Origin of the sequence: Ruminococcus sp. RTP21484sp1_RTP21277st1_D2_RTP21277_210401 (genome assembly GCF_040924225.1) — a bacterium.
Taxonomy (GTDB): Bacteria; Bacillota; Clostridia; order Lachnospirales; family Lachnospiraceae; genus Blautia_A; species Blautia_A faecis.
In genome coordinates this window covers 1-21,047 of record NZ_JBCOMJ010000035.1, presented here as the reverse complement: position 1 = coordinate 21,047, position 21,047 = coordinate 1, and the positions used below count along the sequence as shown (strand labels likewise).

24 protein-coding genes and 1 riboswitch are annotated in these 21,047 nt (G+C 43.4%); of the genes, 19 read left to right on the top strand and 5 right to left on the bottom strand.

Features of this window, described 5'->3' with window-relative positions:
* Nucleotides 1–29 precede the first annotated feature (29 nt).
* Nucleotides 30–217: riboswitch (cobalamin riboswitch) on the top strand.
* 461 nt (nucleotides 218–678) lie between these two features.
* Complete coding sequence (locus AB5706_RS19135; RefSeq protein ID WP_118577780.1) at nucleotides 679–987, top strand: cysteine-rich small domain-containing protein; 309 nt, start codon at nucleotides 679–681, stop codon at nucleotides 985–987.
* A gap of 123 nt (nucleotides 988–1,110) precedes the next feature.
* Here the strand turns inward: AB5706_RS19135 and AB5706_RS19130 are convergent, their stop codons facing one another.
* The gene (locus AB5706_RS19130) at nucleotides 1,111–1,824 is read right to left on the bottom strand and encodes a phosphatase (RefSeq protein ID WP_173773175.1); all 714 of its coding nucleotides are present in this window, start codon (nucleotides 1,822–1,824) and stop codon (nucleotides 1,111–1,113) included.
* A 278-nt stretch (nucleotides 1,825–2,102) separates the two neighbouring features.
* Between AB5706_RS19130 and AB5706_RS19125 the strand changes: the two genes are divergently transcribed.
* The 16 genes from AB5706_RS19125 (at nucleotide 2,103) to AB5706_RS19050 (ending at nucleotide 14,749) form a co-directional block, all read left to right on the top strand.
* Nucleotides 2,103–2,480, top strand: a complete 378-nt coding sequence (locus tag AB5706_RS19125; RefSeq protein ID WP_173773174.1) for a BMC domain-containing protein — start codon at nucleotides 2,103–2,105, stop codon at nucleotides 2,478–2,480.
* Nucleotides 2,481–2,486: 6 nt separating this feature from the next.
* A complete protein-coding gene (locus tag AB5706_RS19120; protein ID WP_148461167.1) occupies nucleotides 2,487–2,960 on the top strand; it encodes a EutP/PduV family microcompartment system protein in 474 nt (157 codons plus the stop codon).
* 255 nt (nucleotides 2,961–3,215) lie between these two features.
* The gene (locus AB5706_RS19115; protein WP_118577777.1) at nucleotides 3,216–4,082 is read left to right on the top strand and encodes a class II aldolase/adducin family protein; all 867 of its coding nucleotides are present in this window, start codon (nucleotides 3,216–3,218) and stop codon (nucleotides 4,080–4,082) included.
* A 73-nt stretch (nucleotides 4,083–4,155) separates the two neighbouring features.
* Nucleotides 4,156–5,544: an aldehyde dehydrogenase family protein gene (locus AB5706_RS19110; protein WP_148461168.1), complete on the top strand. Its 1,389-nt coding sequence runs from the start codon at nucleotides 4,156–4,158 to the stop codon at nucleotides 5,542–5,544.
* Between the two features lie 17 nt (nucleotides 5,545–5,561).
* Nucleotides 5,562–6,800, top strand: a complete 1,239-nt coding sequence (locus tag AB5706_RS19105) for a zinc-binding dehydrogenase (protein WP_294673323.1) — start codon at nucleotides 5,562–5,564, stop codon at nucleotides 6,798–6,800.
* A gap of 23 nt (nucleotides 6,801–6,823) precedes the next feature.
* Nucleotides 6,824–7,138 (top strand): BMC domain-containing protein, encoded by a 315-nt coding sequence (locus tag AB5706_RS19100; RefSeq protein ID WP_118577774.1) that lies wholly within the window; start codon nucleotides 6,824–6,826, stop codon nucleotides 7,136–7,138.
* Nucleotides 7,139–7,266: 128 nt separating this feature from the next.
* Complete coding sequence (locus AB5706_RS19095) at nucleotides 7,267–7,542, top strand: BMC domain-containing protein (RefSeq protein WP_118577773.1); 276 nt, start codon at nucleotides 7,267–7,269, stop codon at nucleotides 7,540–7,542.
* Between the two features lie 21 nt (nucleotides 7,543–7,563).
* Entirely contained in the window at nucleotides 7,564–7,866 is a 303-nt protein-coding gene (locus AB5706_RS19090; protein WP_118577772.1) for a BMC domain-containing protein, read from the top strand.
* 203 nt (nucleotides 7,867–8,069) lie between these two features.
* Nucleotides 8,070–8,348: a BMC domain-containing protein gene (locus AB5706_RS19085; protein WP_005427721.1), complete on the top strand. Its 279-nt coding sequence runs from the start codon at nucleotides 8,070–8,072 to the stop codon at nucleotides 8,346–8,348.
* A gap of 128 nt (nucleotides 8,349–8,476) precedes the next feature.
* Nucleotides 8,477–9,121 (top strand): phosphate propanoyltransferase, encoded by a 645-nt coding sequence (gene pduL, locus AB5706_RS19080; RefSeq protein ID WP_117850748.1) that lies wholly within the window; start codon nucleotides 8,477–8,479, stop codon nucleotides 9,119–9,121.
* Nucleotides 9,122–9,225: 104 nt separating this feature from the next.
* Nucleotides 9,226–9,492, top strand: a complete 267-nt coding sequence (locus AB5706_RS19075) for a EutN/CcmL family microcompartment protein (protein WP_117850917.1) — start codon at nucleotides 9,226–9,228, stop codon at nucleotides 9,490–9,492.
* Between the two features lie 4 nt (nucleotides 9,493–9,496).
* On the top strand, nucleotides 9,497–10,825 hold the full coding sequence (locus AB5706_RS19070) for a 4Fe-4S dicluster domain-containing protein (RefSeq protein ID WP_368366270.1): 1,329 nt from the start codon (nucleotides 9,497–9,499) through the stop codon (nucleotides 10,823–10,825).
* A gap of 16 nt (nucleotides 10,826–10,841) precedes the next feature.
* On the top strand, nucleotides 10,842–11,390 hold the full coding sequence (locus AB5706_RS19065; protein WP_118577770.1) for a BMC domain-containing protein: 549 nt from the start codon (nucleotides 10,842–10,844) through the stop codon (nucleotides 11,388–11,390).
* 42 nt (nucleotides 11,391–11,432) lie between these two features.
* Entirely contained in the window at nucleotides 11,433–12,206 is a 774-nt protein-coding gene (locus tag AB5706_RS19060) for a DeoR/GlpR family DNA-binding transcription regulator (protein WP_173716624.1), read from the top strand.
* A gap of 47 nt (nucleotides 12,207–12,253) precedes the next feature.
* Nucleotides 12,254–13,405, top strand: a complete 1,152-nt coding sequence (locus AB5706_RS19055) for a 1-propanol dehydrogenase PduQ (protein WP_187565043.1) — start codon at nucleotides 12,254–12,256, stop codon at nucleotides 13,403–13,405.
* Nucleotides 13,406–13,633: 228 nt separating this feature from the next.
* Complete coding sequence (locus AB5706_RS19050) at nucleotides 13,634–14,749, top strand: cob(I)yrinic acid a,c-diamide adenosyltransferase (protein WP_173717927.1); 1,116 nt, start codon at nucleotides 13,634–13,636, stop codon at nucleotides 14,747–14,749.
* A 35-nt stretch (nucleotides 14,750–14,784) separates the two neighbouring features.
* Here AB5706_RS19050 and AB5706_RS19045 read toward each other — a convergent pair whose 3' ends face one another.
* From AB5706_RS19045 to AB5706_RS19035, 3 genes are all read right to left on the bottom strand, one after another.
* The gene (locus AB5706_RS19045) at nucleotides 14,785–15,045 is read right to left on the bottom strand and encodes a heavy-metal-associated domain-containing protein (RefSeq protein ID WP_173734867.1); all 261 of its coding nucleotides are present in this window, start codon (nucleotides 15,043–15,045) and stop codon (nucleotides 14,785–14,787) included.
* 65 nt (nucleotides 15,046–15,110) lie between these two features.
* Nucleotides 15,111–15,347, bottom strand: coding sequence for a hypothetical protein (locus tag AB5706_RS19040; RefSeq protein WP_118577765.1), 237 nt, complete (start codon nucleotides 15,345–15,347; stop codon nucleotides 15,111–15,113).
* Between the two features lie 577 nt (nucleotides 15,348–15,924).
* Nucleotides 15,925–16,773 (bottom strand): helix-turn-helix transcriptional regulator, encoded by an 849-nt coding sequence (locus AB5706_RS19035; protein ID WP_173734868.1) that lies wholly within the window; start codon nucleotides 16,771–16,773, stop codon nucleotides 15,925–15,927.
* Between the two features lie 194 nt (nucleotides 16,774–16,967).
* On the opposite strand from AB5706_RS19035, the gene AB5706_RS19030 reads away from it, so the two are divergent.
* Nucleotides 16,968–18,764 (top strand): L-fucose isomerase, encoded by a 1,797-nt coding sequence (locus AB5706_RS19030; protein WP_118577763.1) that lies wholly within the window; start codon nucleotides 16,968–16,970, stop codon nucleotides 18,762–18,764.
* A 377-nt stretch (nucleotides 18,765–19,141) separates the two neighbouring features.
* The gene (locus tag AB5706_RS19025; protein ID WP_368366269.1) at nucleotides 19,142–20,314 is read left to right on the top strand and encodes a hypothetical protein; all 1,173 of its coding nucleotides are present in this window, start codon (nucleotides 19,142–19,144) and stop codon (nucleotides 20,312–20,314) included.
* Nucleotides 20,315–20,376: 62 nt separating this feature from the next.
* Here AB5706_RS19025 and AB5706_RS19020 read toward each other — a convergent pair whose 3' ends face one another.
* The gene (locus AB5706_RS19020; protein ID WP_118577760.1) at nucleotides 20,377–20,820 is read right to left on the bottom strand and encodes an RbsD/FucU family protein; all 444 of its coding nucleotides are present in this window, start codon (nucleotides 20,818–20,820) and stop codon (nucleotides 20,377–20,379) included.
* Nucleotides 20,821–21,047: the final 227 nt, after the last annotated feature.

Sequence of the window (21,047 nt, the reverse complement as noted above, 5' to 3'; positions counted from 1 at the left end):
GACCGGTGGTACTATGATGTCAGTATAATTCCATAGTGAACATATTAAGTGCTGACAGCTATAAGCTGGCAGAAAGAGGGAATCAGGTGAGAAACCTGAGCGATCCGGTCACTGTAACAGAGGAGCGAATCTCATAGTCCATTGTGCTTACGCATGAGAAGGAGAGAGGATGTGATGATCCTGGAGCCAGGAAACCTGCTTGGTATGGCGAGGTTAAACTTCCGATGAAAGTGTAACAACCAGTTTTGGGGAATCCGCAGCCTTGAGATGTTGTCCGCTTTTGTGAGTGGACATTTTTTATGGAATGATCGCCTGTTCAGAAGAATTATACAGATTAAATGGCAGGCGATACTACTTCGGATGAAACCGTTCCCTCCGCGTATATATGAACGGATCATATTCTACCCCGGAGTAGCATCGCTCCCTCTTAAATAATGATGATTCAGAAGCCGCATATGCGGTATTTTTTTTACACTTTTCCTGAGCCTGTTTGTAGAATTATTCCCGTAATCTCCTGCAGGGTGTGACGCACATCTTACAGAAAGCCTTTTTTAAACACGCTCTGGCCGTATTCTATTCCTGTAAGCGGGATTCTTTTTTTGCATTTGATTTTGGGGCATTACGAAATAGAATATAAAGAATATTTTGTTTTGAGCTGTATGAGATAAGGAGAGAAATATGGAGAAAAAATATTGGGAAGATAAAGAATACGCTTATTTCAGTCATAAGAAATGTGAGTATTTTCCATGCCATAAAGGAGCTGATCCAGAGGACTTTAACTGTCTGTTCTGCTATTGCCCGCTTTATGCCCTTGGAGACAAATGCGGCGGAAATTTCAAATATAATGAGAAGGGATTTAAAGATTGTACGAATTGTCAGCTACCTCATAAGAAGAAAAACTACGGTTATGTGACAGGAAAATATCAGGAACTTGCTGCGATGATGCAGAAAGTAAGAGAAGCAGATCATAAAAATGAAAATGAGTAATCAAAGAAATAAGTATAAAAAACTCTCCGGAATATATACGAAGTTAAGCTTACGTATTTATATTTCTCGGAGAGTTTTTGCGTAATGCAAAATTCCATTGGAATTCTGCAAGCTGGATCCTTTTTATCGTATGCTTAACAGCATCTTTAATTTCGGAATCTGGTTGTTAAGAATCAGACCCTCTGGAAACATAGCATTATGAACGAAATCAGCGGCATAAGTGAAGTCTCCAATATGCTCTGTTCCATGACTGTCACTGGAAAGCACGATTGGAACCAGATACTTCCGGCAGCAGGACAGGATCTGCGCGCAGTTGGCATGGGTATCGCCCCGATATCCGTAAGGCGCCAGGGAAGCTTCGTTGATCTCAAGGAGAACACCGTTTTCACTGGCAGCCTTTACAACTGCGTCGTAATCTATGTCATACTGGGGATTATCAATGTGTCCCAGGATCTTTATAACCGGATTCTTCATTACGTTCAGAAAAGCAGCAGTATTTTCTTCCCTGGTCTTTGGCCGGAAATTCTGATAATGCATGCTGGCGATTGCGTAGTCCAGCTTATCAAGAAGCTCCTGTGGCAGATCTGTTTTTCCATCGGTATCCAGAATGTTCAGTTCAATTCCATATAATAATTCCACTTCGAAACGCTTCCTGGGCGAATAGATCAGGCTTCGGAAATAAGAAGAAGTTCCGGCAGCTAGAGTGGCTGGTCCGTGGTCTGTGATTCCAAGAAGCTTCAGCCCTTTTTGAGAAGCAGCCTTTGCCATGTCGCTGATGGTGCATGTTGTGCCGTGTCCGCTGGCAATGGAATGTGTGTGTATATCAGAAAGATACATAAAATCATCTCCTAGTCAAGATTACGTGAATATATGCAGCTGGTAATTTCACTATAAAAGTGTTTTGAAAAGCCATTTACAGTTAACTTTAGTATGCCAGAGGGCAAAAAACATGTCAATCATAAATAAGAAAAAACAGAGAAAACAAATAAAAACAACATTGCACTACAAGAAAAACCACATATAACATGCCAGGAAATGTTGCTTTTTGTTGACGCTTGGAAAGCAGAAAGGTATAATCAAATCAGAAAATAAAACTCTTTATTCAGGAGGAGAAAATGGGATACACAGATAATATGTCTCCGGAAATGAAACAGAGAATCGTACAGGAGCTTGTGCCAGGCAAGCAGATTTCCCTGGCACATATCATTGCCAATCCGGATAAGATTCTTTACACCAAGCTGGGTCTTGATCCATCTCTGGATTACTCAAGAGCGGCCATTGGGATCATGACTGTAAGTCCGGCAGAAACTGCTATCATTATGGCAGATATTGCGATGAAATCATCTGGCGTTGAACTGGGGTTTGTTGATCGTTTCAGCGGAAGCCTGATCATCACAGGTACTGTGTCGGAAGTAGAAGCTTCTACCAGCGCAATTCTGGACTATGTGGGAAATAAACTGGGCTTTACTTTATGCCCCATTACAAGGACTTGACAGAATATGAAGAAACTTGTTCTGATCGGTCGCAGCGAGGCTGGAAAAACTACTTTGACCCAGGCCCTGCGTGGTGAAAAAATACATTATCATAAAACACAATATGTAAATAATTTTGATGTGATCGTAGATACGCCAGGAGAGTATGCCCAGACGAAAGGTCTGGGACACGCCCTGGCGTTGTATACATATGAATCAGATGTGGTAGGGCTGCTGGTATCTGCCACGGAACCGTATTGCCTTTTTCCACCTTGCATTACCTGTATGGCCAACCGTGAAGTAATTGGAATTGTTACCAAAATCCACAATCCGGATGCAAATGTAAAACTTGCCACGTCCTGGCTGGAGCTTGCCGGCTGTAAAAAAATCTTTTATGTAGACTCCAGGCAGCAGGAGGGCATTCCGGAGATTTTGGAATATCTTAGGGAAGATGGCGATGTAATGCCATGGGAAAAAGATGCCTCTGATCCTGTGAATTAGAAAATACCTGTCAAATGTGGAAAAACAATAAAACCAGCAAAACCACGAAAAACAACATAGCAATCCAGAAAAAAATCCACATAAAACAACATAAAACAACGGAAAAACCTTGACTTATAATGTGGAATGGTGTAAACTTACAACATAACCAAAAAAGTAACAGGCTAGCTATGCCTAGCCATGATAAGTTACCCGGTGCGGTACTATAACTTACATAATCCACCGCACCTGAATGTGCTTAAGGAGGAAAAAAGCATGGTAAACGAATACGAAATCAAAAAACAGATTTGCGACATCGGAAGAAGAATCTATAACCGCAACATGGTTGCAGCAAATGATGGAAACATCTCTGTAAAACTGAATGACAATGAGTTCCTTTGCACACCTACTGGTGTATCCAAAGGCTTCATGACCCCAGAGTTCATCTGTAAAGTAGATGCGAAAGGAAATGTTCTTCAGGCTAACCCGGGATTCAAACCATCATCTGAGATCAAGATGCATATGAGAGTATATGAGAAGAGACCTGATGTAGGATCTGTTGTACATGCTCATCCAATTTATGCAACATCTTTTGCTATTGCTGGTATTCCGCTTACACAGCCAATCATGCCAGAGGCAGTTATCGCTCTTGGATGTGTTCCGATCGCTGAGTATGGTACACCTTCTACAATGGAGATTCCGGATAACCTTGAGAAATATCTTCCATACTTCGATGCAGTTCTTCTTGAGAATCACGGAGCTCTTACCTGGAGCACAGACCTGAACGCTGCATACATGAAGATGGAGTCCGTAGAATTCTATGCACAGCTTCTGTATCAGAGCAAACTTCTTGGAGGCCCGAAGGAATTTGATAAAGAGAACATTAAGAAACTTTATGAGATCCGTCGTAAATTCGGTATGCCTGGAAAACATCCGGCAAGCCTTTGCCAGAACAAAGATGGCATGAACTGCCATAACTGCGGTGGTGCATGTCACAACGAAGACTACAAACAGTTCCCAGGATATCAGTATGATTTCGTTGGCGGTAACTGCGATGCTCCGGCAGCAGATACAGCTAATGCAGATGCAGAGTTAGTAGCTAAGATCACCAAACAGGTTATGGCTCAGTTAGGACTGAAATAATCAGAAAATATAAAGGCCGGCAGCTGTGAGAAAATCAGGCAGCTGCGGGCAATTGTTAAGGAGGAACAATCTCATGCCAATCAGCGAGAGCATGGTACAGGATATTGTACAGGAAGTTATGGCGAAAATGCAGATTGCAGACGCTCCGGCCGGTAAACATGGAATTTTCAAAGATATGAACGAAGCCATTGAGGCAGCGAAAGCTTCTCAGAAGATCGTTCGGAAAATGTCCTTGGACCAGAGAGAAAAAATTATTACCTGCATTCGAAGAAAAACAAAAGAAAATGCAGAAATCCTTGCTCGTATGGGCGTTGATGAGACCGGAATGGGAAATGTAGGAGATAAGATCCTGAAACACCATCTGGTAGCAGACAAGACCCCAGGCACAGAAGATCTCAGCACTACAGCTTGGTCAGGCGACAGAGGACTTACTCTGATCGAGATGGGACCATTTGGTGTGATCGGAGCGATCACTCCGTGTACGAATCCAAGTGAGACCATTCTGTGTAATACGATCGGTATGCTGGCAGGCGGAAATACAGTTGTATTTAACCCACATCCGGCAGCAATCAAAACATCTATTTATGCGATTAACCTTCTGAACGAAGCATCCCTGGAATCAGGCGGTCCGGACAATATCGCAGTTACAGTAGAGAAACCTACATTAGAGACAAGCAACATCATGATGAAACATAAAGATATCCCGCTTATCGCAGCAACAGGCGGTCCTGGCGTTGTAACAGCAGTCCTTTCCTCTGGAAAACGTGGAATCGGCGCTGGCGCAGGAAATCCTCCGGCAGTTGTAGATGAGACAGCAGATGTAAGAAAAGCTGCTCAGGATATCGTAAACGGATGTACATTCGATAACAACCTTCCGTGTATCGCAGAGAAGGAAATCGTAGCAGTTGCTTCTATTACAGATGAGCTTATGCATTATCTGGTAAGTGAGAATGACTGTTACCTTGCTTCCAAAGAAGAGCAGGATAAACTTACAGCAGTTGTTCTTGCAGGCGGCAAGCTGAACCGTAAATGCGTTGGACGTGACGCAAGAACATTACTTTCCATGATCGGAGTAAATGCTCCTGCAAATATCCGCTGCATCGTATTTGAAGGACCGAAGGAACATCCACTTATCGCTACAGAGCTTATGATGCCGATCCTTGGCGTTGTAAGGGCAAAAGATTTTGATGATGCAGTAGAGCAGGCTGTATGGCTTGAGCATGGCAACCGCCACTCTGCACACATTCATTCCAAGAACATTGACAATATCACCAAATATGCGAAAGCAATCGACACCGCAATCCTTGTTAAGAATGCACCTTCCTATGCAGCACTTGGATTCGGCGGAGAAGGTTACTGTACATTCACAATCGCAAGCCGTACAGGTGAAGGACTTACAAGTGCAAGCACATTCACCAAGAGAAGACGCTGCGTAATGGCAGACAGCCTTTGCATTCGCTGACAGGAGGAAACATAAAAATGGATATGAATAACGTAAATATCGAAGAAATCGTAAAACAGGTTCTTGCTGGAATGGCTGGAACAGCACCGGCAGCTTCTGCATCAGCAGCACCGGCAGCACCAGCTGCAGCACCGGCAGGCGCAATCCCGAAAACTGCACATGTTGCAGTACTTACTGAAAAAGAGCATTTTGATATTAAAGAGTACCCGATTCCGGCACTTGGCGATGATGATATCCTTGTTAAAGTTGAAGGATGCGGCGTTTGCGGTACTGATGCTCACGAATTCAAGAGAGACCCATTCAACCTGATCCCGGTTGCACTTGGACATGAGGGAACTGGTGAGATCGTTGCCATGGGTAAAAATGTTAAGACTGATACAGCTGGAAAACCGGTTAAGATCGGTGACAAAGTTGTTACCTGTATGATCTTCAAGGATGATCCGGAGATCACTATGTTCGACCTGAACAAGAAAAACGTTGGCGGAGCTGACGTATACGGACTTCTTCCAGATGATGACATTCATCTTAACGGATGGTTCTCTGATTACATCTTTATCAGAGGCGGAGAGTTCGGAAGCACATTCTTCAACGTAAGTGATCTTGATCTGGATTCCCGTATCCTGATCGAGCCATGTGCAGTTCTTGTACATGCAGTTGAGAGAGCAAAAACAACTGGTATCCTTCGTTTTAACAGCAGAGTTGTTGTACAGGGATGCGGACCAATCGGTCTCATCTGTATTGCAGTTCTTCGTACCATGGGTATTGAGAACATCTGTGCTGTAGATGGAAATCAGCAGCGTCTTGATTTCGCCAAGAGAATGGGCGCTACCATGAGCGTAAACTTCATGGAGCACAAAGGAATCGAAGCACTTTCTGAAGCTGTTAAAGATCAGTTTGGCGGACATCTTGCAGACTTTGCATTCCAGTGTACAGGATCACCTGTTGCTCATGCAAACATCTACAAATTCATCCGTAACGGCGGTGGCCTTTGCGAGCTTGGTTTCTTCATCAATGGTGGAGATGCTACAATCAACCCGCACTTTGACATCTGCTCCAAAGAGATCACAATCGTAGGCTCCTGGGTATACACCTTAAGAGATTACGTTACAACATTTGACTTCCTTAAGAGAGCAAACGCAATCGGACTTCCAATGTCTGAGCTGATCACAGACAAGTATCCGCTTGAGGAGATCAATGAAGCATTAAAGAAGAACCTTGCAATGACCGGTCTTAAGATCGCAGTTGTAAATAAATAATTGCCGGATAAAGGAGAATCAAGATGGCAGAAGCTGTAGGAATCTTGGAGGTGTTCGGACTGGCAACAGCATTTGTGGCGGCCGACGCCGGCTGCAAGGCAGCAAATGTCCATCTGGAGGTTTTTGATAAAAATAAACCTGCAAATGCGGACAGTCTGCCGGTACCGCTCCTTGTCTGCATCAAGTTCCGCGGAAGCGTTTCTGATGTAACAGAGGCTGTGGAAGCTGGAATCAGAGTAGCAGAGAGTATGACCGGTGTGGTACAGCACTACGTAATACCAAATCCGGAACCCGGTACACAAAAAATGCTGAAAATCAGCGCACTGGATAAGGATTAATGATTGCTAACCAGTGAATTTAAGTCTATAATAAAAACGAACAAAGTCATGCGGAGCATGGCAGGTACCTCACAGCAAGTACGCTGGAGCGTACTTGAAAAGTCGAGATATATCAGGAGGAATTCATCATGGCACAGGAAGCTTTAGGAATGGTAGAAACCAGAGGACTTACAGCTGCAATCGAGGCAGCAGATGCAATGACAAAAGCAGCAGAGGTTACACTGGTTGGTACAGAGAAAATCGGATCCGGTCTTGTAACTGTTATGGTTCGCGGTGATGTCGGAGCTGTTAAGGCAGCAGTTGAGAGTGGAAGCGCAGCAGCATCCAGACTTGGAGAGCTTGTAGCTACACACGTAATCCCAAGACCTCATACAGATGTGGAGAAAATCCTTCCAAGCATCTAATGAACTATAAGGAGTTCGCTCATGAGTAAATCATATGGTTTTATTGAAATCACAGGTGTTGTAGCGGCCATGGATGCCCTGGACATCATGTGTAAAACGGCAGACGTTGAGCTGGCGTCATGGGAGCGTAAGCTGGGCGGACGACTGGTGACCATTATTGTACAAGGCGATGTGGCAGCTGTTACAGAAGCCGTGGAAGCGGCAGCAACAAATGCCATCAAGAAACCGGCAAGCTATGCAGTAATTGCCAATCCCCATGAGGAAATCGTCAAAATGGTGGAGCTTAGCGCAAGTCGATGGAGAAAGAAAAAGGGGGATGAATAATGGCTGACGAAGAAAAGAAAGAGACAGCGAAAAAAACAGCCCCTAAAAAGGCAGCCGCTCCGAGAAGAACGGCCAGAACAACCAGAGCAAAAGCAGCAGAAGTAAAGGCAGAAGAGCCGAAGACCACTGCAGCTGACAAAGAGATTACAGAAACCAAACATATAGAAGCTGAGAAACCAGCAATTCATAAGGAGGAAAAAATCATGACACAGGAAGCATTAGGAATGGTAGAAACCAGAGGACTTACAGCAGCTATCGAGGCAGCTGACCAGATGTGCAAAGCAGCTAACGTTGCATTAGTTGGAACAGAGAAGATCGGATCCGGTCTTGTAACTGTTATGGTTCGTGGAGATGTTGGAGCAGTTAAATCTGCAGTAGAGAGCGGAAGCGCAGCAGCATCCAGACTTGGAGAGCTTGTAGCTACACACGTAATTCCGAGACCTCATACAGATGTTGAGAAAATCCTTCCAGTTCTGAAATAATATAAAAGTTCCAGACAGCAGCCATGAATGAGCCGTGCTTGCATGAGCGAATTCATGGATGCTCCTTACTTTTATAATGTCTGCTACGGCAGACATTACCGAATTTCAGGAAGAAAGCAGGTGTACTTTTGGAAACCAATAATGTTGAGCTGATTACCAGAATGGTACTGGATGCTCTCAATAAAAAAGAAGAAAAAGGCAATGGCTTCATGGTGCCCATCGGAGTTTCCGCAAGACATATCCACCTGACGCAGGAACATGTTGAAGCTTTATTTGGACCAGGATATCAGCTCACCAAGAAGAAAGAGCTGATGGGCGGACAGTTTGCCTCCAATGAGACAGTAACTATCGTTGGACTGAAGCTCCGTGCAATTGAGAATGTACGTATTCTCGGACCGGTCCGCAAGGCTTCACAGGTTGAAGTATCAGCTACAGACGCAATCAAGCTTGGTATGAAAGTACCGGTGCGTGAGTCTGGAGATGTTAAGGGAAGTGCTCCTATTGCAATTGTCGGACCGAAAGGTGCGATTTATCTGAAAGAGGGATGTATCGTAGCAATGCGTCACATTCACATGTCCCCGAAGGATGCCCAGGCAGCCGGTGTGAAGGATGGAGATATCGTATCTGTTAAAGCAGACAATGAGAGAGGAACCATTTTCAATCAGGTGAAGATCCGTGTAGACGACAGCTTTACACTGGAGATGCACATTGATACAGATGAAGCAAATGCAGCAAAAATTGCCACAGGCAATACAGTTACAATTATAAAGTAATGTTTTGGAAATCATTTCCTCATTACTAAAATAAAGTGTTCAGCCATGCTGGTTCTGAAAATGACAGATGCATGGCTGAACTGATATAAAATTTGGAGGTTCACATGATAGTTGGCAAGGTAGTAGGAAGCGTTGTTTCCACAAGAAAAAACGAAAAGCTGATCGGCAATAAGTTTATGATCGTGGAACCGGTTCATCACATGAAAGGTGACCTCAGTCAGATTGTTGCGATCGATATTATCGGTGCAGGAATCGGAGAATATGTATTGGTGGCACAAGGAAGCGCGGCAAGAATTGGCTGCGGCGTAGAAACAGCACCGGTAGATGCCGCCATTGTAGGTATCGTTGATGACGGTGCAGGATTGGAGTAACGCCATGGATATCAAAGAATTACAGAATATTATACAGGAGAATGGTGTAGTTGGTGCCGGTGGTGCAGGATTCCCTACATATATGAAGCTGACAGATAAAGCAAATACCATTCTTATGAACTGTGCAGAGTGCGAACCTTTACTGAAATTACACAGACAGTTATTAGAGAAGCACGCTTACGAAATTATGAAAACCTTCCATATGGTTCAGGAAACAGTTGGAGCTTCTGAGGCCATTATTGGAATCAAAAAATCTTATGTTCAGACAGTAAATGCTCTGAAACAGCATATCGAAGAGTTCCCGGGAATGCGCATCCACCTTCTGGATGAAGTGTATCCGATGGGAGATGAGGTTGTACTGATCTACGAAGCAACTGGTAGAGTTGTAAGACCTGGCGGACTTCCTATTGAGCAGGGAGTTGCTGTGTTTAACGTAGAGACATTGTATAATATATACCAGGCAGTAGAGAAAAAAGAGCCTGTAACAGCCAAATATGTGTCTGTTGTAGCTGAGGTAAATCATCCGGTAACTGTAAAAGTACCTCTTGGATGTACTATGGATGATGTTGTTGCCCAGGCAGGCGGAATTACTGTAAAAGACCCGGTTTACTTTATTGGTGGACCGATGATGGGAAGAATCGGAAAAGGTTCTGACCCTGTGACGAAGACAACAAATGCGATTCTGGTTCTGCCAAAAGACCATTTAATCGTACAGAAGAAGATGCGGACTTCTGCTATAGATTTAAAACGTGCAGCATCTATTTGCTGCCAGTGTAATACTTGTACAGATCTTTGCCCACGTAACAATCTGGGACATCCGATTGATCCAGCCCGCTTCATGCGTGCAGCTTCCAATCAGGATTTCAGAGATGTTAATCCATACATCAATGCAAGCTTCTGCAGCTCCTGTGGCGTTTGTGAGATGTATGCATGTCCTCAGAGCCTTGCTCCAAGAACACTTCTTGCAGACATGAAGGGCGGACTTCGTAAGGCAGGTATTCGTCCTCCTCAGGGAGTACAGCCAGTACCAGTTAAGGAATCCAGAGAATACCGCAAGGTTCCGGAAGAACGCCTGATGGCACGTCTTGGTCTTACAAAATATGACAAAGACGCACCGATGGACGAGACACTGGTTGATATTCCAAAGGTTAAAATTCTTCTTAGCCAGCATATTGGAGCACCTGCTCAGGCAATTGTAAAAGTTGGAGATCAGGTGACAAGAGGTCAGATGATCGCTTCTCCTGCCCAGGGCTTAAGTGTTGGTATCCATGCAACCATCTCCGGTAAAGTTACCGAGGTGACAGACCGCTGGATCGTAGTTGCAAAGAATTAGAAAGGACGTGCAGAAAATGAGTAAAGCAATCGGAATGATTGAATTCAAAACTACAGCTACCGGCGTTACTGCAGCAGATGCAATGGTTAAGACATCTGATGTAGAAATCGTTGAGGCGCAGACCGTGTGTCCGGGTAAATATATTGCAATTATTACCGGTGATCTCAGTGCGGTAAAAGCTGCCGTAGATACAGCTGTAACAACATATGAGGACAAGTGCATTGACAGTTTTGTACTGGGTAATCCGCACGAGTCTCTTTTCCCGGCTATTTATGGAACTACTCAGGTTGAGGAGATCAGTGCGCTGGGAATTCTTGAAACATATGATGCAGCTTCCATTATTGAGGCTGCAGATCAGGCTGCAAAGACTGCAATTGTAGATCTTATCGAGCTTCGTATTGCAAAAGGTATGTGTGGAAAATCTTACATGATGATCACTGGTGAGGTTTCTGCTGTATCCGCATCAATCGACAGAGCGAAAGAGCTTGTTGCTGAAAAAGGCATGTATCTGGATTCCTCTGTTATTGCACATCCGGATAAGAGAATGATCGACAGCCTTCTGTAATTCTGGTCTGACCAATAAAATGAACGCGGAGGGGACCTGAACATGCTTGCGTTAGAGAGACGGAATCTGATCCTTGAGAAATTACAGAATGAGAAGCGCGTAGTAGTAAGTGAACTGAGCCAGTTATACGGTGTCTCTGAGGAAACCATCCGACGGGATCTGGACAAGCTGGAGAAGGAAGGGCTTGCCATTAAAAGTTATGGCGGAGCTGTGATCAATGAAGATGTGAGCATTGATCTCCCTTTTAATGTGCGCAAGAATCAGAATGTAGTTGGGAAACAGAAGATGGCGGAAATTGTAGCCTCTCTTGTGCATGACGGGGAACATCTGCTTCTGGACGCTAGCACTACTGCAGTGTTTGTGGCAAAGGCTTTAAAAGAGAAGGAGCGTCTGACTGTGATCACCAATTCCATGGAGATCCTTCTGGAACTGGCAGATGTGTCAGGATGGAATATTATTTCCACAGGTGGGATGATGAAGGAAGGCTATCTGGCTTTCCTTGGATCCCGGACAGAAGAAGTCATTCGCTCTTATTTTGTAGATACCGTTATTTTTTCCTGTAAGGCTCTTGATGAGAACTGGGGAGTAATGGAATCACAGGAAGCTTTTGGAACAGCAAAGAGAGCAATGCTGGATTCAGGACGTAAGAAAATCCTGGTTGTGGACAATACGAAATTTGACCAGACCGCATTTTCCGTTGCCGGAAGATTGCGGGATGTTGATATCGTCGTGACAGATGTGAAGCCTTCTGAAAAATGGCTGAAGCTTTTTGAAGAAGAGGGCGTGGAGTGCAGATATCCGGAATCTGTCCGATAGAAGCTTTCTGCTCACAAAAGAAAGCTGCAATAAAGGAGCATTGAATTATGAAAACTTTTGAAATGAAAACAGTCATCCATTTTGGTGACAATGCCCTGGATAGACTGGCAGAACTGCCATACAAAAAAGTTCTGGTGATCACAGATCCATTCATCGCAAAAGGGAAAATGATCGAGCTGATCACAGACCCGTTGAGACGCGGTGGCAAGGAGTTTGAAGTATTCAGTGATGTTGTACCGGATGCACCGGTAGGGAAAATCGCAGAAGGTGTAAAGAAGTTCCTGGAGTATCAGCCGGAGGTTGTAGTAGCTGTCGGAGGCGGCTCTGCAATTGACTCTTCCAAGGCAATCCGTGAGTTTGCCCTGAAGATCAACAATTATGGCAAAGTAGGTCTTATTGCAATTCCTACTACCAGTGGTACCGGATCTGAGGTTACCTCTTTTGCAGTTGTAAATGATACAGATAATCATGTGAAGTATCCGCTGATCTCAGACAGCCTTACAGCTGATGAGGCAATCCTGGATGCAGAACTGGTAAAGAGCGTTCCGCCCTCTATCACAGCAGATACAGGTATGGACGTACTGACTCATGCAATTGAGTCTTATGTAAGTATCAATCACAATGAATTTTCATCTGCTCTTGCTGAAAAGTCAATTGAAATCTGCGGAGTCTTTCTGTTAAGAGCATACCTTGACGGCGGCGATATGCATGCCCGTCAGAAAATGCATGTAGCTTCCTGTCTTGCCGGACTGTCTTTTAATGCTGCAGGACTTGGAATCACACATAGTATGGCACATCAGCTGGGAGCTATTTTCCATATTCCGCATGGACGTGCCAATGCTATGCTGCTTCCACACATTGTGGAATTTAATGCGAACATTAATAAGCACAGTAAGAGCCAAAAAGAATATCTTCCAGCTGTAAAGAGATATGCAAATATTGCCCATATTCTTGGACTTAGCAATTATAATAAAGTTATGTCTGTAAGATCTCTTGTAAACTGGATTCAGTTTATGCAAAAAGAGATGAATATTCCGCTTACCATTCAGGAAATCGGAACAATTTCACCAGATGAATATTTTGGTGCAATTGACAAGATGGCAGACCTTGCTCTTGCAGACGCCTGCACAACGGCGAATCCAAGAGTTCCTAAAAAGGAAGATATTGTGAAGATCTACAAGAAATTGTGGTCATTTTAATGAATTTAAGAGTTGCTGTTCACTTTGTGCCCGGTAACATATAAGAGACTTTGGACAGATACGGTGGAACTGCGTGTATTTGTCCAGAGTCTGTTTATAACTAATGTAGTGAACGTAAGATAATGTGGATTATTTCCTGCTCTTGCACGAACCTTGTCTTATATTCAGTGTATTGGTGCATAATAAAATCCATTTTGCCGGATGGGTAAAATGTCAGGAGAAAGTCGTATGAGTATTTATACAAAGAATGGTGACAAGGGAACTACCAATCTTGTCCATACGAAAAACGTTTCCAAAGCGGATGACCGAATCCAGCTGGAGGGAACCATAGATGAACTTTCCTGCCATATTGGAGTGTTGAAAACCATGATCAGAGATGGAGATACCATCCGTTTCCTGGAAAAGATCCAGGAAAATCTGACCAGAATTGATGCAGGAGTGGCAGATCCATATAATAGAGAGTATAAGATCAATGATGACAAGACAGAGCTTTTAGAGGAAGAGATTGACCGTTTGACGGGGCTTTTTCATATGCCGAAGGAGTCCTCTTTACCTGGGGCTTGTCGCTTGTCTGCTGAGATTGATGTGACTTGGGCTGTGGCCAGAAGGGCGGAGCGTGATCTTGCCGCTGTAAGTGTAAAGTTTGGTTCTGACACAGGAAGCAAGAAATATATGAACCGTCTGGCCGACTATCTGTATGTGCTTGCACGCTACGAAGAAGCGGAGGCAGCAGGTCAGAAGACGGGAACGTCAAAGCTTGTAGAAACTGACGCATCTTCTGAAAATACGGAACTACATGCAAGTGGAACTGAGAAAGTGGCAGGAGGAAGCGTGAGCGTGGATACGAAAGTTGAAAATTCTCTCATATCTGGTACCTCTGATTCTGTAGACGAAGCTGTAATTCAGGCAGTACTGCGCCGCATGGGTATGCAGAATAAGATTACACTGGATGGAGCGAAGAAGCTGATCGGGAAAATCGAACAGGAAGCCCTTCGTCGCGGTAAGAAAGCGGTGATTGCAGTTTGTGGTCCGGAAGGAAATCCAATTGCCGTTCATGTAATGGACGGAGCATTTCTGGTAAGCTTTGATGTCGCTTTGAAAAAAGCTTATACTTCTGTTGCGGTGAAAATGTCCACCATGGAATTATCTAAACTGGCTCAGCCAGGCGGAACTTTTTATGGCGTAGATAAGATGGATGGTGGAAAAATCGTGATTTTCGGAGGCGGTGTGCCGTTGAAATCCGGAGATACGATTATCGGAGGTCTTGGTATAAGCGGAGGCACAGGAGAGGAAGATCACAGCCTGGCAGAATATGCATTGTCCGTATTACCGGAAATATTGTAGTTGGAATATAGTACAAGGATTATGACAGGGAAAGGCTATTTTTTCAGGAAAGAGAAAAAGCCTTTCTTTTTTTCGTACGGAGCTTTTGAGACAGAAAGCAGTTTATAACCTGTTTTATCAATAGTCTCTTTCAGTTTTGCTTCATCAAGATCATTTTCTGTAAGGATAATCGTCTCTCCTTTTGTATGGGATGAGGTGACTTTTTTTACAGAAAAGTTATTACGAATACTTTCGTTAATGTGGGATTCACACATTCCACACATCATTCCGTCTATTTTTAATGTAATCTGCTGCATAATTTAATCTCCCTTTTTTAATAGATTTGCCATAAATGTCCTGGCGGTATGTTTTCAAACACGCTCTAAGCTGTGTAATCAAATTTCACAAAGGACAGCTCGCAGTTTGCAATACGGCTGCAGATATTTACTGCTGAATACATTACCACGGAAAATTCTCCGTCAATAGTATCCACATGAAGATAACGTCCGTCAGCGGAGATTCTGGCGTGTTTTACATCGCCTCGCTCTGTCAGTTCTTTTATGATTTCATTTGCCAGGTCTTCCGTAACAGTTTTTGATAAATGATAACATCTTCCCATGATTCAACAGCTTCCTTTCGTCATACTTATGTTAGTTGCTTCTAATTGAAAATATTATAGCACGTTTCAGAAAAAAGAAAACTTCAGTTACAGATAAAATTTATCATTTAAGTGTCGAATTATGTGAGAATTTTACGACCGAATTTCGTTGTAATGGCAACCGGCTTTTGTTAGAATAAAAGAAACGAAAGAGAAAAACAATTTCTGATTTTCTGCGGCGTTCTGCAGCAGTATGTGCGGACAGTTTTCTGCCATGGGCTAATCTGCCTGATCAGCAGCAATTCCATCATCCGGTTACTTGAAAACCTGCTACATAAGGGTCCTGGAATAAGAGACCATTCTGGAAAAATGGCATATATAGCGAAAACAAGAATAAGCTATGGCTTTTTTCGAGTCTTAACAGCAAAAGAAAACGCATAAAATGCGTCAACGTAGCCTGTAAAAAATACAGGAATGATTCTCTGTCGTTTTTCTTACGACGAAAAAAATCACATCTTTAGCATATCTGAGAAATAAGAGAAAAAGAAGTCAATTCTTTTTTTGTGGGCGGGCATCCGGCCAATGCTCGCCCTCCTAATCAGCTTTTCTTATATTTTCCTGGTGTAGTTCCTTTGTATTTTTTAAATGTACGTATAAAATAGCTCAGATCATTAAATCCATTTCGATATGCAATATCTGTAATAGAATCATCGGTTGTGGAGATTTCATAGCAGGCTCTCTCAATGCGCTGCCTGTTCAGATAATCCATGGGAGTCTGATGGGTCATTTCGGAGAAAAAACGGCAAAAGTATTTGGGTGACATGGATACGGAGGCCGAAAGCTGTTTTAGTGTCAGAGCCCCCGTATAGTTGTGCTCAATGAAATCAAGTACCTGTTTCAGCTGTAAAATTCTCTTATAATCACGTCTTGCGCGTGTTATACTTTCAAGATAGTAATGATTACTAAAAATAATGCCGAAAAAGTGGTAAAATTGTCCAATTACAGTGAGCTCGTAGCCAGGTTCTCTTTTCCAAAGAGAATCAAAAAGACTGTTTATTGTATTGCAGATTTCTATATGCTTTGGTGTAAAATGATGATAGATCAGAATTTCCTGATGAATAATCTTCTGCATATATCCTGCACAAACAGAATTATTTTTGAGGAAAACATTTCCGTCGAAAACAATGCACTGATAAAGACAATTATCAGGAATTCCACTGTGAAGAATTCCACTATGTACAAAAATGATGTCTCCAGCTGTTGCAATGAAACTTTTTTCGTCTAAAGTGACAGTGAGAGAGCCCTCAAGAATACGAATGATTTCATATTCTACATGCCAGTGATAGGACATTACATAGCGCGGATGAGCCTGATCAATATGATGAAATTCAAAAGGAAAATCATATGTTCCCCTTAAACGGTCTTCATTATGGTCCAGATCCTGCAAAATAAATTCCTCCTTAAGTTAATTTGATGGATTTTTTACAAAATGATCAAAAAAGTGAATATTGTACTATTTTTTGCCATTATATCACAAGTAATTACGGTTTGGCAATTGTATACTATGAACTATAGGAAACAGGGAGGTTTTTTAGTGAAACCTCTTAAAAAAGAATATATTTATTATGGAGGTAATGAATCATGGCAAAGAGCAGATTAGTAGGCAGCTATCCGGTTATCGGTATCAGACCAACAATCGACGGACGTAGAGGAGCACTCGATGTCAGAGGATCTCTTGAAGAGCAGACAATGAATATGGCTAAATCCGCTGCGAAACTTTTTGAAGAAAACCTGAGATATTCCAACGGTGAGCCTGTTAAAGTTGTTATCGCTGATACAACAATCGGACGTGTAGGTGAAAGTGCTGCATGTGCTGACAAATTCCGTAAAGAAGGTGTAGACATCACACTTACTGTTACACCGTGCTGGTGCTATGGCGCAGAGACAATGGATATGGATCCTCAGACAATCAAAGCTGTATGGGGCTTCAACGGAACAGAAAGACCAGGAGCAGTTTACCTTGCATCCGTTCTTGCTACACATGCACAGAAAGGTCTTCCGGCATTCGGTATCTATGGACATGATGTTCAGGAAGCTGATGACACATCTATCCCGGCAGACGTTGAAGAGAAATTACTCAGATTCGGACGTGCAGCAGTTGCAGCTGCTTCCATGAGAGGCAAATCCTATCTGCAGATCGGTTCCGTTACAATGGGTATCGGCGGATCTATCATTGATTCCGATTTCATCGAATCCTATCTTGGAATGCGTGTTGAATCCGTTGATGAGGTAGAAATCATCCGTCGTATGACAGAAGGCATCTACGATCACGCAGAATTTGAGAAAGCTCTCAAATGGGCGAAAGAGACCTGTAAGATTGGTTGGGACAAGAACCCTGAAGAACTGCAGTTCTCCCCAGAGAAGAAAGAAGAGCAGTTTGAGTTCGTAGTTAAAATGGCAGTTATCATCAAAGAGCTGATGAACGGCTGCGATAACCTTGATCCTGCATTCTCCGAGGAAGCAATCGGACACAACGCTCTGGCAGCTGGTTTCCAGGGACAGAGACAGTGGACAGATTTCTATCCAAACGGTGACTTTGCAGAAGCTATGCTGAACACATCCTTCGACTGGAACGGAGCTCGTGAGCCATACATCCTCGCTACAGAGAATGACGTTCTCAACGGACTTGGAATGATGTTCATGAAACTTCTTACAAACAGAGCTCAGATCTTCGCTGATGTTCGTACATACTGGAGCCCAGAGGCTGTTAAGAAAGCTACAGGATATGACCTTGAAGGCGTAGCTAAAGAAGCTGGCGGATTCCTTCACCTGATCAACTCCGGTGCTGCTTGCCTTGACGCTAACGGCGAAGCTAAAGATGAAAACGGCAATGCTGTTATGAAACAGTGGTGGGATATCACAGAAGAAGACCAGAAAGCTATCATGGAAAACACTGAATGGTGTATGGCTGACAACGGATACTTCCGTGGAGGCGGATACTCCAGCCGTTATGAAACAAAAGCTCAGATGCCTGCAACAATGATCCGTTTGAACCTTGTTAAAGGACTTGGACCGGTTCTGCAGATTGCTGAAGGATGGACAGTTGCTCTTCCAGCAGAAGTATCTGACAAACTTTGGAAACGTACAGACTACACATGGCCATGTACATGGTTTGCTCCAAGATGCGATGGCAAAGAGGGACCGTTCAAGACAGCTTATGATGTAATGAACAACTGGGGAGCTAACCACGGTGCTATCTCCTACGGACATATCGGAGCTGACCTGATCACAATGTGCTCTATGCTTCGTATCCCGGTATCCATGCATAACGTTCCGGAGAAAGATATCTATCGTCCGGCTGCTTGGAATGCATTTGGAATGGATAAAGAGGGTGCAGATTTCAGAGCTTGCAAGAACTATGGACCTCTTTATAAATAATTAGCTTTTTATAATTTAACTGCTTTCTTTCACTCCCCCAGGACAATGAAGGAAAGCTGAGAGAGCGGGACTTTTGTCTCGCTCTTTTATTGTCTGGGGCTCTTTATCGGACATACATTCGCATGATTTCACGCCCGGATTCCCGATTTTTCTGTGAAATTGTTTATAAAAACACCTCGCGGAACATTTCCGGTGAATAGTAACTGTTGCTGTAAAATAATGGGAAAATATGAGAAAAATGGTTGCAAGTTTTTCCTGGTGTGTTACAATGAAAAGCAGAAAAATGGTTACTGCTCATTCCGTTCACAAAATACCTCGCGGAATGTTATCAGTAAACAGTAACGAAAAATGTATACAAGAGGGAAAAGAGGATATATATGAAGAAAAAGCTGGGAATGTTGCTGGCTGTGCTTCTTACTTTTTGCATGACTGTGGGAGTTTTTGCAGATGCAGGAAAGACACAGCAGGTTGATTATAAAACAGATTACTATATGATTGTAGAATCGCCTGATGGCGGTGTTGACATGTATTCAGAGGCAGATGCTTCCAGCCCGAAGCTGAATGATGAGCTGATTCCTAATGGAACTGCGATCCATGTAGAAGGAGAGACCACAGATGAAGCTGGAAAGGTATGGGTATATGCTCAGCTTCATGGCATGTTTGGTTTCCTGGAAGAGAATTATCTGAAGCCGGCTACTCTTGCCGAGGCAGTGGCATCAGAGCTTGTTTTATACGGAAGCAAGGATGCGAATTACAGTATTACAGTCAATGCTAAGGAAGACGGTTCCGTTTGCCTGTATAAAGGACCTGGAAAAAAGTACGGCACAGTTTCCGGAGGATGTAATATAGCGAATGGTGAGAAGTTATATATTGATACAGAAGTAGATACTGGTAAAGATGGTATCTGGGGACACACAGAGGCTGGTGATGTTTCTGGCTGGGTAAATATTGCAGAAGCCACCAATACGGAAGAGAGTACAGTAGAACTTGTTCCTGAAACTGAGAAAGAAGCGGAAGACGGTTCCCAATCTGTTCAGGCTGGAGAGAATACTTCTGAAGTTGGAAAAGCAGGTACCGAAGGCAAAGATATCGGTGATGCGGAGGCAGAGCCAACAGGCACTCCTACCTCGAAGCCTGAGAAGACAAGTACTCCTACTCCGAAGCCAACCGAGACGAGTACTCCTGTACCAGAACCTACTAAGAAAGCAACTGCAGCTTCAGAACCGACTGAGACAAGTACGCCTGCCCCGGAGCCAACTGAGACAAGTACGCCTACCCCGGAGCCGACTGAGACGAGCACGCCTGCCCCGGAGCCGACTGAGACAAGTACGCCTATCCCGGAGCTAAGTGAGACTATGGCGCCTACAGAAGAGGCAGCAGTAACAGTTGCTCCTTCAGAAAGTGCAGAACAGGAAGCGTCCAGCGAAAATGTGGAGAGCACAGATAAAGGAATGAGTTCTGCTATCTGGATTCTGGTTGTAGTTATTATCATTGGTATCGCAGTGGTAATCTGGCTCCTTAAGAAAAAAGGAAAAAATAGTGAATCATAATAAACAGGAATAATAAAAGCTCCGCCGGGAATCCGACGGAGCTTTTTAGCTGAAATAAAAAATTATTTGTTGATAACAACACCTTTCTGAAGCATAACGTTTGCGTAAACAGCTTTCTCACCTGTAGCGATAATACAATATGCTTTCTTTGCTTCCTCATAAAATGCGAAACGCTCGATATTTCCAACTGCCTCGGCGCCACGTTCATCATGTTTGGAAACAATCTCTTTGTATGTATCCCAGATTGGAGTTTTTACCGGATCGCCAGGCATAACTTCCATCAGGGTAACTGGTTTCTCTACATAAGAATCAAGAGGGATAACAGTAAGGATAGCGTCCAGAAGTTCTGGAACTCCATGTCCGTCGCAGCGAACAACAATTGCATCTTTACCCATTGATTCTACTGGGAAGTTGCCGTCCGCGATAACGATGCGGTCGCTGTGTCCCATCTCGCATAAAACTTTTAAAAGCTGTGGTGAAAGTATTTCTGGAATTCCTTTTAACATAATATATTCTCCCTTCGTTCTTTCTCAGAAATCTGGCACAGTAATCTATAAAAACTGATACCGGTTCCGAAAGTATTCTACTCTATAAGTTACCTTTCTTTGCTGGATTTTTCAAGGTAAAATTTTACGCAAAAAGATGAAATATTTACTGTGTCAAGCGTTTTTGAAAATGTCCTAAAATAATTGAAGTATTAGCCCCGGCTTTTTGCTGGGGCTTGTTATATTGA